The 15,107-nt window shown below is 32.4% G+C and carries 10 protein-coding genes (1 of these 10 only partly in view); 3 read left to right on the forward strand and 7 right to left on the reverse strand.

What is annotated here, in order from left to right; all coding sequences use genetic code 11:
- The 6 genes from B5464_RS09900 to B5464_RS09925 form a co-directional block, all read right to left on the reverse strand.
- On the reverse strand, positions 1–1,424 hold the 5' portion of the coding sequence (locus B5464_RS09900) for a glutamate synthase subunit beta (protein WP_079738222.1). Its footprint begins 40 nt before the window's first position; only the first 1,424 of its 1,464 coding nucleotides appear in the window; the start codon lies at positions 1,422–1,424; its stop codon lies off the left edge, out of view.
- A 4-nt stretch (positions 1,425–1,428) separates the two neighbouring features.
- Positions 1,429–5,940 (reverse strand): glutamate synthase large subunit, encoded by a 4,512-nt coding sequence (gltB, locus tag B5464_RS09905; protein WP_079738223.1) that lies wholly within the window; start codon positions 5,938–5,940, stop codon positions 1,429–1,431.
- Positions 5,941–6,155: 215 nt separating this feature from the next.
- Positions 6,156–7,394: an ammonium transporter gene (locus B5464_RS09910; protein WP_079738224.1), complete on the reverse strand. Its 1,239-nt coding sequence runs from the start codon at positions 7,392–7,394 to the stop codon at positions 6,156–6,158.
- 20 nt (positions 7,395–7,414) lie between these two features.
- Positions 7,415–7,753, reverse strand: a complete 339-nt coding sequence (locus B5464_RS09915) for a P-II family nitrogen regulator (protein ID WP_079738225.1) — start codon at positions 7,751–7,753, stop codon at positions 7,415–7,417.
- 112 nt (positions 7,754–7,865) lie between these two features.
- A complete protein-coding gene (locus B5464_RS09920) occupies positions 7,866–9,158 on the reverse strand; it encodes an ammonium transporter (RefSeq protein WP_079738226.1) in 1,293 nt (430 codons plus the stop codon).
- Between the two features lie 28 nt (positions 9,159–9,186).
- On the reverse strand, positions 9,187–10,182 hold the full coding sequence (locus B5464_RS09925) for an outer membrane beta-barrel protein (protein ID WP_079738227.1): 996 nt from the start codon (positions 10,180–10,182) through the stop codon (positions 9,187–9,189).
- 273 nt (positions 10,183–10,455) lie between these two features.
- Here B5464_RS09925 and B5464_RS09930 point away from each other — a divergent pair, with 273 nt between their 5' ends.
- Positions 10,456–11,238, forward strand: coding sequence for a tRNA pseudouridine(38-40) synthase TruA (locus tag B5464_RS09930; protein ID WP_079738228.1), 783 nt, complete (start codon positions 10,456–10,458; stop codon positions 11,236–11,238).
- 158 nt (positions 11,239–11,396) lie between these two features.
- On the opposite strand, the gene B5464_RS09935 is transcribed toward B5464_RS09930, so the two are convergent.
- The gene (locus tag B5464_RS09935; RefSeq protein ID WP_077811218.1) at positions 11,397–12,539 is read right to left on the reverse strand and encodes an acyl-CoA dehydrogenase; all 1,143 of its coding nucleotides are present in this window, start codon (positions 12,537–12,539) and stop codon (positions 11,397–11,399) included.
- Between the two features lie 89 nt (positions 12,540–12,628).
- Here B5464_RS09935 and B5464_RS09940 point away from each other — a divergent pair, with 89 nt between their 5' ends.
- Together B5464_RS09940 and B5464_RS09945 are read left to right on the forward strand one after the other, a co-directional pair.
- On the forward strand, positions 12,629–13,687 hold the full coding sequence (locus tag B5464_RS09940) for an anhydro-N-acetylmuramic acid kinase (protein WP_079738229.1): 1,059 nt from the start codon (positions 12,629–12,631) through the stop codon (positions 13,685–13,687).
- Between the two features lie 184 nt (positions 13,688–13,871).
- On the forward strand, positions 13,872–15,104 hold the full coding sequence (locus B5464_RS09945) for a Glu/Leu/Phe/Val dehydrogenase dimerization domain-containing protein (protein ID WP_079738230.1): 1,233 nt from the start codon (positions 13,872–13,874) through the stop codon (positions 15,102–15,104).
- Positions 15,105–15,107 lie beyond the last annotated feature (3 nt).

The raw sequence follows: 15,107 nt of genomic DNA on the forward strand, positions 1-15,107 counted from the left end.
AATTCTGAACTACCCATTAAGAACAAATCAACTTGTCTTGCAGCTTCTCTTCCTTCTGAAATAGCCCAAACTATTAATGACTGGCCACGACGCATATCTCCAGCTACAAAAATATGTGGAACATTAGTTTGGTATTTACCATAATCTGCCTGGTAATTTGAACGGGAATCTTTTAAAATACCTAGCTTATCAGCCAATGTACTTTCTGGACCCGTAAAACCAAGTGCTAATAAAGCCAATTCACATGGCCAAGTTTTTTCTGTTCCCGAAATTTCTATTAGTTGCGGTCTTTGTCCTGGAATCATTTTCCATTCAACATTTACGGTTTTTAAAGCTATTAATTTGCCATTTTCATCTTTTACAAATTCTTTTGTATTTATCAACCAATTACGTTCTACACCTTCTTGATGAGACGAAGAAGTTTTTAATTGTAAAGGCCAAAATGGCCAAGGTGTTTTTGGAGATCTATGACCTGGAGGTTTAGGCATTATTTCAAAATTAACAACAGATTTTGCTCCTTGACGATTTGATGTCCCAATACAATCTGAACCTGTATCTCCACCACCAATAACTATAACATTTTTATCTGTTGCTAAAACTTGATTTTTTACTTCTTTACCAAATACAACTTTTGTTTGTTGAGTTAAAAAATCCATTGCTTGTACTACACCATCAGCATCTATACCTGGAGTTGGTAAACTTCTTCTTTCTGTTGCACCACCACATAAAACAATGCTATCAAAACTTTTTAATTCTGATATTTCATAATTAACACCAACATTTACATTTGTTTTAAATATGATTCCTTCCGCTTCTAAAATTTTAATTCTTCTATCAATAATTCCTTTTTCCATCTTGAAATTAGGAATACCATATCTTAATAAACCTCCAACTTCGTCATCTCTCTCAAAAACAGTTACAGAATGACCAGCCCTATTTAATTGTTGTGCAGCGGCTAAACCTGCTGGACCAGAACCTATAACAGCTACACTTTTCCCAGTACGCTTTTTTGGTGGTTGTGGCTTTATCCATCCTTCTTTAAAAGCTCTTTCAACAATATTTTTTTCTATATTTTCAATTGAAATTGGATCTTCTATAATTCCTAATACACAAGCTTTTTCACATGGTGCTGGACATAATCGACCAGTAAATTCAGGGAAGTTGTTTGTTGAATGCAAAATCCAAGAGGCTTTTTTCCATTCGCCTTGGTGTACCATATGGTTAAAGTCTGGAATTAAATTACCTAACGGGCAACCACTATGACAGAAAGGTATACCACAATCCATACATCGAGAACCTTGTTTAGTAATTTCTTCTTCAGATAAAGGAACTGTAAATTCTTTATAATTTTTTATACGATCTTTAACAGATGTATATTTTTCATCTTGTCTTTCAAATTCTTTAAATCCTGTTACTTTTCCCATGACATTATGCTATTGTTAATTCTTCAAACATTGGTTCTTCTGTTTCTAAACGCTCTAAGGCACGCTTATATTCAGTAGGCATTACTTTTACAAAGTTTTGTAAGCTATTATTCCAATCTGCTAATAAATCTGAACCCTTTTTACTGTTCGTATACAGAACATGTTTTTCTATAAGTGATTTTAATCCTGAGACATCATCATTAGAAAGTGTTTCAAATTCTATTGTTTCTGTGTTACAAAGTCCGTTTATAAATTTTTTCTGTGGATCATATACGTATGCAATACCACCGCTCATTCCTGCTGCAAAATTTCTACCTGTTTTACCAAGTACAACAACTTTACCACCGGTCATGTATTCACAACAATGATCTCCTACACCTTCTACAACTGCTGTAGCACCAGAATTTCGTACGGCAAACCTTTCACCTGCAATACCATTTATGTATGCTTGTCCTGCAACAGCACCAAACATACAAACGTTACCTACTATGATATTGTTTTCTGCTAAAAAGTCTGCTTTTTCTGGTTTTTTAATTATTAATTTTGCTCCTGATAATCCTTTACCTAGATAATCATTTGTATTACCATCTAAGGTAAACGTTAAACCATGAGCACCAAATGCCCCAAAACTTTGTCCTGCTGAACCTGTAAAGTTTATATTAAGTGTATCTTCTGGCAAACCTAAATGACCGTAAATTTTAGATATTTCGTTACTAACAATTGCCCCTACTGTTCTATTTGTATTTTTTATAGGATAAAATAGATTCATTTTTTCTTTTCTATAAAGTGCTCTATGAGAATCTTTAAGAATTGTAAAATCTAAAACATTGTCTAAATTATGATCTTGTTTTTCAGTATTTTTTACAACCATACTTTTATAAGCAGAAGGTCTATGTAAAATGCTTGATAAATCTAACCCTTTAGCTTTGTAATGTTTAATAGCTCTATTTGCATTAATTTTGTGTGTTTGTCCAACCATTTCAGCTAGCGTTCTAAAACCTAACTGAGCCATGATTCCTCTTAACTCTTCTGCGATATAATAAAAGAAGTTAATAACATGCTCTGGTGTTCCTTTGAAGTTTTTTCTAAGTTCTTTGTCTTGCGTAGCAATACCAACAGGGCATGTGTTAAGATGACATTTACGCATCATTATACAACCAGATGCAACTAAAGGTGCTGTAGCAAACCCAAATTCTTCTGCACCTAATAATGCAGCAATGGCAACATCTCTACCAGTTTTTAATTGTCCGTCGCATTCAACAACAATTCTACTTCTTAAATCATTTAAAACAAGTGTTTGTTGTGCTTCTGCTAAACCTAGTTCCCAAGGTAAACCTGCATGTTTAAGTGATGTAAGAGGTGAAGCACCGGTACCACCATCGTAACCAGAAATCAAAACTACATCTGCTTTTGCTTTTGCAACACCCGCAGCAATAGTACCTACACCAACTTCTGAAACTAATTTTACATTAATTCTTGCTTCACGATTTGCATTTTTTAAATCGAAGATTAACTGTGCTAAATCTTCAATTGAATAAATATCGTGATGTGGTGGTGGAGAAATCAATCCTACAAAAGGAGTTGAATTTCTTGCTGATGCAATCCATGGTAAAACTTTTTCACCTGGTAATTGACCACCTTCACCTGGTTTAGCACCTTGTGCCATTTTAATTTGTATCTCTTTAGCATTGGTTAAATAATGAGATGTTACCCCAAATCTACCAGATGCAACTTGTTTGATAGCAGAATTTCTACTATCACCATTAATATCTTTTTGAAAACGCTTTCTGTCTTCACCACCTTCACCAGAATTAGACTTACCACCAATTCTATTCATGGCAATAGCTAAATTTTCATGAGCTTCTCTAGAAATTGATCCGTAGGACATTGCACCTGTTTTAAAACGTTTTACAATTTCTGTCCAAGGTTCGACTTCTTCTAAAGGAATAGGATCTAAGTTGTCAAATTCAAACAAACCTCTAATTGTCATTAAACTTTCAGACTGCTCATTTATCGCATTTGAATAAACATTATAACTAGCTTGATCACTTAACCTAACTGCTTGCTGAAGTTTAGAAACTGTTGTTGGGTTAAATAAATGTCTTTCTCCGTTTCTTCTCCATCGATAATCTCCACCAACATTTAAACCTAAATTTTTATCAATTTGATTATCTGGATATGCTTGTTTGTAGCGTTGATCTATTTCTTTTTCGATTTCATATAACCCAATTCCCTCAATTCTAGAAGCTGTATATGGAAAATATTTTTCTACAAATTGTGAATTAAAACCTACAATTTCAAAAATTTGAGAACCTCTATAAGAATGTAATGTAGAGATTCCTATTTTGTTCATCACTTTTAAAATACCCTTACCAATAGCCTTGTTAAAGTTGTCTACAGCTTTTTGCTCATCCATACCGGTTATAAAACCTTCTTTAACTTGCATTCTAATAATTTCGTTAACCATATACGGGTTCACTGCACTTGCTCCATAACCAAATAATGTAGCAAAATGATGTGGTTCTCTAGGTTCTGCAGATTCTATAATTATATCGAAATAAGATCTTTTTCTTAAACGATTTAATTGATGATTTACATAAGAACAAGCTAATAAAGCTGGTATTGGGGCAAATTCTTGATTTACACCTCTATCTGATAAAATTATAATATTACTTTTATTATCTAAAGCTTTTTCTACTTGCTTAACAATATTATCTAAAGCGTCTTCTAAACCATTTAAACCTTGGGCTTTTGAATATAAAATTTGAATTGTTTCAGCTTTAAAACTTTCAATTTCTATGGATCTAATTTTTTCTAAATCGGCATTAGAAATCACAGGATTTTGTATTCTTAATTTTCTACATTGTCTTTCTGTGATGCTAAAAATATTTCTATCTTTTCCTAAATTTAGACTAATATCTGTTACAATGTTTTCTCTAATTCCGTCTAAAGGCGGATTTGTAACTTGTGCAAATAATTGCTTAAAATAATTTGATATTAATTGAGGTCTGTCTGATAAAACAGCTAAAGGAGTATCTATTCCCATAGAACCTAAAGCTTCTTTACCAACAATTGCCATTGGTGTAATTACTTCTTGAATATCTTCGAAAGTGTAATTAAATAAACGTTGACGTGTTTTTATATCAATTGTTTCAATTGGGCAAGTTTCGTTTGTGTAAGGAACATCCTTTAAATGTAAACGAGTTTTATCTAACCATTCTTGGTACGGTCTTTCAGAAACAATTTTACTTTTTATTTCTTTATCTTGAATGATTCTTCCCTCGTTCATGTCTACTAAAAACATCTTACCAGGTTCTAATCTACCGTGTTCTTTTATATCTTCTGGTGCAACATCTACAACACCAATTTCTGATGACATGATCAGTTTTCCGCTTTTAGTAACTGTATATCTAGATGGTCTTAAACCATTTCTATCTAATAAAGCACCAATATAATCACCGTCTGTAAATGGTACAGAAGCTGGTCCATCCCAAGGTTCCATTATACAACCATTATATTCGTAAAAAGCTTTACGTTCTTTAGACATGGTAGCATGTTTTTCCCAAGCTTCTGGTATCATCATCATCATAATTTCTGGTAATGATCTACCTGTATGCGTTAATAATTCTACCACCATATCCATAGATGCAGAATCTGATTTTCCTGGTAAAATTATTGGAAAAAGTTTATCTATTTGTGGGCCGAAAACATCACTTTTCATGATTTCTTCACGTACACGCATTCTACTTACATTTCCTCTTAAAGTATTTATCTCTCCGTTTTGACACATGTGTCTAAATGGCTGAGCAAGTTCCCAAGTTGGCATTGTGTTTGTAGAAAAACGTTGGTGTACTAAGGCTAATCTAGTAACTAAATCTATTTCTTGTAAGTCTTTATAATAAGGCCCAATATCTTCGGGCATAATTATACCTTTATATATTATAGTCGTTATAGATAAACTAGGTACATAAAAATAATTACTTTCAGAAATTTTAGATTTTCGAATTGTATGTTCTGCAATTTTTCTTGCAGCGTATAATTTCGCCTTAAATGTAGCTTCGTCAACATCTTCTGTTTTACCAATAAAAAGTTGTTCTATGTTTGGTTCTGATGCCAATGCAATTTCACCTAATTGAGATGAATCTACAGGAACTTCTCGCCAACCTAAAACAGAAAGACCTTGATTAAAAATTTCGGTTTCAAAAGTTTTTTTACAATAATTATATTGATTTGATACTTTTGGAAGAAACACCATACCAACAGCATATTCTCTTTGGTTAGGTAACGGAAAATTACAAACTCTGTTAAAGTAATCGTGCGGAATATCTATCAATAAACCTGCTCCATCACCTGTTTTTCCATCGGAACTAACACCACCTCTATGCTCTAGTTTTACTAAGATTTCTAGTGCGTCGTGTATGATTTGATTTGTTCTTTGACCATTTAAATTACAGATAAAACCAGCACCGCAATTTTCATGTTCAAACTCTGGTAAGTATAACCCTTGTTTCTCCATATCGTATTCAATTATATTGGCTAATTTATATTTTTTATTAAGAAAAAATTAACTTTTTAGCGGTTTTAATATAATTTTTGTGATGAAAACAAAAAAACGATACAAATAATTTAATAATAATAATTAAAGCTTTTTATATTGTGAAATCGTTAAAAAACGAAAAAACCCGCAATTTTTTTAAAATTGCAGGTAAAAAATTGTGTATTTTTTAAAGGTTAATGTTCGTTTAATCTAAAATCTGGATATGCATCCATACCGTGCTCATGAGCATCTAAACCTTCTAATTCTTCTTTTTCATCAACTCTTATTCCCATTGTTTTCTTTAAAGTAAAAATAATTATAAAAGAAGTTAATAAACAAAAAACAGCATAAGATCCTATTCCTATTAACTGACTAACAAATTGAGATCCGCTAGCTAAATCTCCAAAGATTCCAACAGCAAGAGTTCCCCAAATTCCGCAAATTAAATGAACAGCTATTGCACCAACCGGATCATCTAATTTTAATTTGTCAATTAAACTAACAGCAAATACAATAAATACACCTGCTATTGCACCAATATAAATTGCATCCATAGGAGACATTACATCTGCACCAGCAGTAATTGCAACTAAACCTCCTAAAATTCCGTTTAGAAACATCGTTAAATCTAAATTTTTAAAAAGAATTGTAGAAGTAATTGCAGACATAACACCACCAGCCGCTGCAGCTAAACATGTAGTTACAAGTGTTAAAGAAGTTAAACCTGGATCTGCAGATAAAACCGAGCCACCATTAAAACCAAACCAACCTAACCAAAGTATTAAAACACCAGCTGTAGCAATAGGAATGTTATGACCTGGTATTGCTTGAATTTTACCATTTTTGAATTTTCCTATTCTGGCTCCTAAAAGACAAACTGCTACTAAAGCAGCCCAACCACCAACAGAGTGAACTAAAGTAGAACCTGCAAAATCATAAAAAGGAGTGTCTAGTTGGTCTAAAAAACCGCCTCCCCATTTCCAAGAACCTGCAATTGGGTAAACAAAGCCAACATACAATATTGTAAATATCATAAAAGGTAAAATTTTCATTCTTTCTGCTACAGCACCAGAAACTATTGTAGCTGCAGTTGCTGCGAACATTCCTTGAAACAAAAAGTCTGTCCAATATGTATAACCTTCGTTATATGTTAAATCTAAAACACCATCTTTTAGTGGTGCAGAAATACCAAATATAAAATCGCCTAAATATCCAGATGAATTTGCAGCCCAAGTTGGGTACATTAAATTGAAGCCTACTAAAGCATACAGTAGTAAACCTACTGTAATGATAAATATATTTTTAAATAAGATGTTTATAGTATTCTTTTGTCTTGTTAATCCAATTTCTAGAAATGCAAAACCTAAGTGCATAAAGAAAACTAGTGCTGTACAGATCATCATCCATACATTATTTATTGTTAATAATTCCATGATATAAAAAATATTCTGTTTTAGTTTAGTGTTTTTCCTCCTTTTTCTCCTGTTCTTATTCTGTAGGCTTCATTTATGTCGCTTACAAAAACTTTTCCATCACCAACATCACCTGTAGATGCAGCTTTAATTATAGTTTTAATTGTTATTTCTTCAAATTCATTATTTACTACTATAGATAAATATCTTCTTTGAATATCGCTTGTACTATAACTTACACCTCTGTAAACATGCCCTTCTTTTTCGTTACCTAAACCGGTAACATCCCAATAAGAGAAAAAATTAACACCAACATCATGCAATGCTTCTTTTACTGCGCTAAATTTTGATTTTCTAATGATTGCCTCTATTTTTTTCATTTTAAATATTTAGTTAATTGTTCTTAAAAATGTTTTTTCGTAGAAAAATCACACAACCCTAAAGTTGTGTGATTTTATATATAATTGATTTAAAATTTTATGTAGATAACTGCTATTTATCTTCGTCAAAATCTCTAACTCTTTTACCTGGGTAAGCAATAGAACCATGTTCTGAAATATCTAAACCTTCAATTTCTACTTCTTTAGATACTCTTAATCCCATTGTAGCTTTTAATATTGCTAAAACAATAAAAGATAAGACAGTTGCCCAAGCTGCATAAGCTAAAACTCCGACAGCTTGTACTCCTAATTGCGAAGCACCACCACCATTAAATAATCCAATTGCAGTATCGCCGTCTACACCCCAAAGACCTATAACTAAAGTTCCCCAAGCACCAGCAACACCGTGTACAGAAGCTGCACCAATTGCATCATCAATTTTTAATTTCTTTTCTATAAATTCAATTGAAAATACTACAATGATACCTCCAATAAGTCCTGCTAATACAGCACCACCTGCAGTCATGTTTCCACATCCGGCAGTAATACTAACTAAACCAGCTAAAGAACCATTAAGAGTTTGTGCTAAATTTGGCTTTCCGTACCAGATCCAAGTTGTAACTAAAGCACCAAGACCACCTGCTGCTGCAGACAAATTTGTGATTAATACAACGTTAGAAGCACCAACTGCATCTGCGCCACCCCAAGCTAATTGAGATCCACCGTTAAAACCAAACCAACCAAACCAAAGGATAAATACACCTAAAGTTGCTAAAACTTGATTGTGACCAGGGATAGGTAAAACCTTTCCGTTAACATATTTTCCTATTCTAGGACCTACCATAAATGCAGCTACTAATGCAGCCCAACCACCTACAGAGTGTACAATTGACGAACCAGCAAAGTCTATAAAGCCCATTTCTGTTAACCAACCGCTACCTTGCCATTGCCATCCACCAGATATAGGATAGATAACTGCTGTCATTACAAGAGAGAAAATGATATATGTAGAATATTTTGTTCTACCTGCTATTGCACCAGAAACGATTGTAGCTGTAGTTGCAGCAAACATTGTTTGAAAGAATAAATCTGCTCCTTCACCTTGAAATAAACCACTCCAGAAAAACCATCCGTTAGATGTATCTCCGTACATTAAAGAGTAACCTACTAACCAGAAAGTTAAAGAACCCACACAAATGTCTAATAGATTTTTCATTGCGATGTTTACCGCATTTTTAGATCTTGTCATTCCAGATTCTACTAATGTAAAACCAGCCTGCATTAAGAATACTAAAATACCAGCAATTAGCATCCAAAGCATTCCCATATCTCCATTAATCTGTTCAACAGCTTGCGCCACTTCTGACGCTGGAGTATCTTGTAATAATGTTAAAAATAAACTCATTTTTATATAATTTTTGGTTAATTAATTCTTAGAAAGAGTAAACTGCTGCTAGTGTAGCTCCTGTTACACTTTTTCCAAAAGGAACAACACCATCATCAGAAGTGTCATATCTTACTTCTGGAATTATTGTTAAACTACCCGTTAAAGAATAGTTACCAGATAAAGTAAAAGCAGATACGCTACTGTCTACATCTGCTGTAGTAGTTGTAAAAAATTCTGGTCTAAACCCTAAAGAGAATTTATCTGAAAAAGTGTTTTGTAAGTAAAAAGCAACACCTTTATAGCTATAATCTGCATCATCAGAATTTGAGTATGCTGCATTTATTCCTAAGAAGAAAGATTCTGAAACATCAAACCCACCTGTATAGTCTAAGTATAAAACATCTGTAGTTCCAAAACCATCAGCACCATAAGCTAAGTTAAAATACTGTCCTTTATACCCTGTTTGAAAACCTAATTGATAATCGTTACCAATGTTTGCACCAGAAGTAATACCATGAGGATTTGTTACAGCAAACATAAAAGATAAGTCTTCTGATGCTGCATAGTCTAATTTAAAACCAGTATGAGAAAAAGGACCTGCGTTAAATAAATAAGATACAGAGTAGTTGAAGTTTCCTGCTGGAGAGATAACTTCATAACCATAGAAAGTATTAAACTGACCTAAAGTTAAAGTTACTTTATCTGAAGCGTTGTAATATGCGTATAGTTGGTTGATTGCACCTTCATAAGCATTTGCTGCTTTTGCTCTTGGCCCGTAAGCTAAATCTGCAACAACCCCAGCTTTTCCTTTTTCATATGAAAAAATTGTATTTACCATACCTAATCCAAAACCATTTGCAGAAGCTGCAGGATCGTCACTTGAATATAAAATACCTAAAGAGCCAGGAGAATTGCTTTTAAGATTACTTGTATGATATACGTCTACAGTTCCACTTAATGTAAATGTTCCTTTGTCTTCGTTTTCTTGTGCTGTTACTACTAAACTAGAAATGAATAGTAATGATAGAATAATTTTTTTCATAATGAGTGTTCTTTAGTTGTGTTAATTTTTTGTTAATGAACTCGGGTCAAATGTATATATTAAATTTAAATTAACAAGGGGTGTTAATTTTCAAAACGATTTATTTTGAGTGTGTACCCTCAAAAAAAAGGGGGTTATATTGAGATAACTATATTTTTTTGTTTTTGAAAGGTGTAAAATGTTAGGTTCGTAAAAAAGTAAACTATAATTTTGAGATATTCATAAAAATGCATGTTTTGTAAAAAAAAATGTAATTTATGTACTTTTGCACCTATGAAATATTCATTTTCTTACCTAATTTGTTTAGAATTCTTAGGGTTTAGGTTTTCTGGTTGGCAAAAGCAAAAAAATGCAAAAACTTTGCATGATATGGTCGATAAATCTTTGTCTTTTGTTTTTGAAGACTTTGATTTTAAGACAATTGGGGTAGGAAGAACAGATGCTAAAGTTTCTGCTAATACCTATTATTTACAGCTTTTTAGAAATTCTGAAATTGATGAATTAACCTTTTTAAAATCTTTAAATTCTAATTTTTCGCCTGATTTTAGAGCTGTTTCTGTAAAAAAAGTGCCAACAAGTTTTAATGTTATCAATGCTCCTAAGGTTAAAGAGTATCATTATTATTTTTCTTTTGGTGATAAAAACCATCCTTTTGCGGCTCCTTTTATGATTAATATTGATTTTAATCTGGATATTGATTCGATGAAAAAAGCAGCTAAATTGTTTGAAGGTGAGCATTATTTTCATAAATACTGTACAAAACCAAGTGAGCATACAGTGTTTAAACGAGTTATAGATGGTTGTGAAATAGTTGAAAATGATATTTTGACTGCAAGTTTTTTTCCGGAAGTTTCTTATGTGTTAAAAGTTAGGGGTAAAGGTTTTTTAAGATATCAAATTAGGTTGATGATGGCTACTTTGTTTGAGGTAGGTAAAGGAAATTTAGATTTAAATTTTATTGAAAACTCTTTAAAAGAAGATAACGATAGAATGTTTATGAGAAATATTGCGCCTTCTTCTGGTTTGCAATTACATGCTTTAGATTTAGAACTTTAATTGGCAAAAAGGTGCAATAGCGATAGAAACGGCATCCTTTTTTTGAAGAATGAAAAAAAAGATATAGTGGATAGCGCGTTTTTTTGTTTTAAAAAATTGCCGTAAAAAAAATCCACCTTTAAAAAGATGGATTTTTAAATACTTATATAATAAGGTGATTATCCTTTGATAACGCCTCTAGAAATTACAATTTTCTGAATTTCTGAAGTTCCTTCGTAAATCTGAGTAATTTTAGCATCTCTCATTAAACGTTCTACGTGGTATTCTTTAACAAAACCATTTCCTCCGTGAATTTGAACTGCTTCTACAGTTTGTTCCATAGCAACTTTAGATGCGTATAACTTGGCCATGGCGCTAGACATGTCGTAATTGTTGCCTTGGTCTTTGTCCCAAGCAGCTTTCATAACTAACATTCTTGCTGCTTCGATTTCTGTGTACATGTCTGCTAATTTAAAAGCAATTGCTTGGTGATTGCAAATTTCTGTACCAAAAGCTTTGCGTTCTTTAGAGTATTTTAAAGCCAATTCGTATGCACCAGAAGCAATACCTAAAGCTTGTGCAGCAATACCAATTCTACCTCCAGAAAGTGTTTTCATGGCAAACTTAAATCCGAAGCCATCTTCACCAATTCTATTTTCTTTAGGTACTTTTACGTCGTTAAATTGTAGTGTATGTGTGTCGCTACCGCGGATACCTAATTTGTCTTCTTTTGGTCCTACGTGAAAACCTTCTGTTCCTTTTTCAACAATAAAAGCGTTGATTCCTCTGTGACCTTTAGAACGATCTGTTTGCGCTATAACTAAGTATACATCTGCACGACCACCACTAGTAATCCAGTTTTTTGTACCATTAATTACATAATGATCTCCTTTATCTTCTGCAGTTGTTGCTTGTGATGTTGCGTCTGATCCTGCTTCTGGTTCGCTTAAACAAAATGCACCAACAAATTCTCCGGTAGCTAATTTTGTTAAATATTTTTGTTTTTGTTCTTCAGATGCGTAAGCTTCTAATCCGTAGCATACTAAAGAGTTGTTTACAGATACGATAACAGATGCAGATGCGTCTATTTTAGAAAGTTCTTCCATAATTAATACATAAGAAGTTGCGTCCATACCGCTTCCTCCGTATTTAGGATCTACCATAATTCCCATAAAACCTAAATCTCCCATTTTCTTAACTAATTCGTTAGGAAACTCTTGCTTATTGTCTCTTTCGATAACTCCAGGTAATAATTCTGTTTGTGCAAAATCTCTTGCAGCATCACGAATCATGATGTGTTCTTCTGTTAAACTAAAATCCATTTTATATTTTTATTATTTTCGTAAAATTCGACTTCAAAGATATCGATTTCGTAACATATTTTCAATAGACATTTGTTAATTTTACAAATATGAATAATAATTACTTTTTTGCCTTGGGTTTAATGTCTGGTACATCTTTAGATGGCATAGATATTGTTTATGTGAAATTTAAGAGAAATGACTATTCGTTTTTTGAAATTTTACAAGCCGAAACCATTCCGTATTCTATAGAATGGAAACAACAATTACAAAACGCTATTCATTTTTCTTCGGATGAATTAAAAAAGTTAGACATATCTTATGGTAAGTATTTGGCGTCGTTGATAAATAATTTCGTTTTTAATTATAAAATTGAAGAACTAGCATTTGTAGCTTCGCATGGTCACACAATTTTACACGAACCAGATAAAGGAATTACATTACAAGTTGGTTCTGGAAATGAAATTGCTAAACTAACCAAGCAAAAAGTTGTTTGCGATTTTAGAACACAAGATGTTAAATTAGGTGGTCAAGGTGCGCCGTTAGTGCCAATAGGAGATGAGTTGTTGTTTTCTAATATTGATTATTGTCTTAACCTTGGTGGATTTTCTAATGTTTCTTATCATAATAAAGTTAGTAGAATCGCTTTTGATATTTGCCCGGTAAATATCGTTTTAAATTTATATGCCAATAAGTTAGGGTTAGAATATGATGCATCCGGAGAAATTGCATCTAAAGGAACGATTAATAAAGTATTATTAGAAAAGTTAAATCAATTAGAGTTTTATCAGAAAAATCCGCCTAAATCTTTGGGTTTAGAATGGGTGCAACAACAAATATTGCCATTAATTGATAGTTTAGAAAAAGATGTGTCAAATGTTTTAAGAACTTTTGTAGAGCATGTAGCAATGCAAATATCTAGTGTTTTAGAAGGTTCTAAATCGGTTCTAATAACAGGTGGCGGTGTGTTTAATGTTTTCTTAATAGATAGAATTAAATGTTACACTAATGTTAAAATTGTTAAAGCTTCTAATAGCTTAATTAACTATAAAGAGGCTTTAATTTTTGCTTTCTTAGGTGTGTTAAAAATTGATAATCAGGTAAATTGCTTAAAAAGTGTTACTGGTGCTAGTAAAAATCATTCATCTGGGGTTGTTTTTTTACCTTAGTTTTTGATTTAAAAAGTTTTAACAATTGTTTTTTTTAGATTAAGTTTGTAGAAGTCTGTAAAATGATATAATAATTCAATAAAAAAATTTTAAAAATGAATCAACTTTAGCTTCTCTAGGTAAAATATGTCGGTAAAAATGCATGAAAATTTAGAAAATAAGTTGAAACTCAATACAAAATAAAATGAAAGAATTATTAAAAAAATACGAAAACAAGCAGCCAGAAATAGTTTTTCACTGGAAAGATCAAGAAACAGATGCAGAAGGATGGACTGTAATTAACTCTTTAAGAGGAGGTGCAGCCGGCGGAGGTACAAGAATGCGAAAAGGTTTAGATAAAAACGAAGTATTGTCTTTAGCTAAAACTATGGAGGTTAAGTTTACCGTATCTGGACCAGCAATTGGTGGTGCAAAATCTGGAATTAATTTTGATCCAAACGACCCTAGAAAAAGAGAGGTTTTAGAAAGATGGTACAAAGCAGTAACACCTTTACTTAAACATTATTATGGTACTGGAGGAGATTTAAATGTAGATGCAGATAAAGATGTAATTCCGATTACAGAAGATTGTGGAGTTTGGCATCCGCAAGAAGGTATTTTTAATGGTCATTTTAAACCTACCGAAGCAGATAAAATTAATAGAATTGGTCAGTTACGTTTAGGGGTAATTAAAGTTATAGAAAACAAATATTTTTCTCCAGATTTATCAAGAAAATATACAGTTGCAGATATGTTAACTGGTTATGGTGTTGCAGAAGCAGTAAAGCATTACTATAATATTTACGGTGGTAACATCGAGGGTAAAAGAGCTATCGTGCAAGGTTTCGGAAACGTAGGTTCTGCTGCAGCTTATTATTTAACTCAATTAGGAGCCAAAGTAGTAGGAATTATAGATAGAGATGGTGGTTTAATTAACGAGAATGGTTTTACTATGGATGAAATGACAGATTTGTTTTTATCTAAGGATGGAAATAAACTGGTTTCGGAAAATATGATACCATTTGATGAAATTAACAGTAAAATTTGGAGTTTACCAGCAGAAATTTTTATTCCTGCAGCTGCTTCAAGATTGGTTTCTAAAGATCAAGTTCAGCAAATGATAGATACTGGTTTAGAAGTAATTTCTCCGGGTGCAAATGTTCCGTTTGCAGATAAAGAAATTTTCTTCGGACCAATAATGGAATACACAGATAATCATTTAAGTTTGTTGCCAGACTTTATCTCTAATTGTGGTATTGCAAGAGTTTTTGCTTATTTAATGGAGTCTAAAGTGCCATTACCAATGCAAGACAAAGCTATTTTTGATGATACATCAGAAGTTATTAAAAAAGCATTGCAAAAAACATTTAAAAAGAGTGCGTCTAAAACAAAAATATGTTCAACAGCATTTGAAATAGCGTTAAAACAATTGATATAAATT

The organism is Polaribacter sp. KT 15 (assembly GCF_900143115.1).
Taxonomy (GTDB): Bacteria; Bacteroidota; Bacteroidia; order Flavobacteriales; family Flavobacteriaceae; genus Polaribacter; species Polaribacter marinaquae.